We start from the raw sequence: 739 nt of genomic DNA, 5'->3' as shown, positions 1-739 counted from the left end.
GCACAGGACTCAGCCGGTGGTTGAGTCCTCAAACCAGTAGGTCTCCGGACTCCCCGGGGCGATTCACTCACGCGCACACAGCGTTCTTTTGGCGAAGGCGAGGAGCCAGAGCATATTTGTGCCCGCTCTGCTTCTCCGCTGGAAAGATGAAGGGGAGGTGGGGGTACTCGTTCAGGAGCAGCTGAACGCGCTCGAAACACTTGCATGCGGAGCCCGCCTACAGGTGTACGACGTGAACATCATCTTTCATATGCAGCGAAATATTATTAAACAGCTGTGGGTACGCACCGCGACTCTGCGGGAAGCGCATCATGACGGCAGGCATGAAGATAAGCGAGCCGCGCAGCCGACGGCCTACGAGCACGCCGACTGGCTTGTGGCCCAGTTCGCAGAAAAATCCGGTGAGGGTGCCATCCTGCTGGACGGCACCCTCACCGGAACTTAATCAACGATCTTCGACGACTTACCTGTCCTCGAGAATACCGATGTCTTTGAAGACCATCTGGTCTGTCCTTTCTGCGATCATGACGGCACATAGAGCCTGGTCCCGTCCAGCTACGAAAGCATACCTTCAACGAAACAACTACTCCTGTGTACGGCGTATTCCGTGAGGCTCGCCGTCATCACTGTGTTGACGTTTGGCTCGCTCTGTAGTTAGCGCTGGCATGCATCGAACGTACGTACTGCTTATCTGCTTAAGTGGACCTATGCTGGTCAGGTGGATTTCGTAGACGACGGC

At 55.9% G+C, this 739-nt stretch carries 1 protein-coding gene; it reads left to right on the top strand.

Annotated features, from left to right (window positions below; translation table 11 throughout):
- Positions 1-118 precede the first annotated feature (118 nt).
- Complete coding sequence (locus ACHIRB_RS21570) at positions 119-445, top strand: DUF4760 domain-containing protein (RefSeq protein ID WP_395126783.1); 327 nt, start codon at positions 119-121, stop codon at positions 443-445.
- Positions 446-739 lie beyond the last annotated feature (294 nt).

The sequence above is a fragment of the Antrihabitans spumae genome (assembly GCF_043944905.1).
Taxonomy (GTDB): Bacteria; Actinomycetota; Actinomycetes; order Mycobacteriales; family Mycobacteriaceae; genus Antrihabitans; species Antrihabitans spumae.
This window is presented reverse-complemented; position numbering and strand designations above follow the sequence as displayed.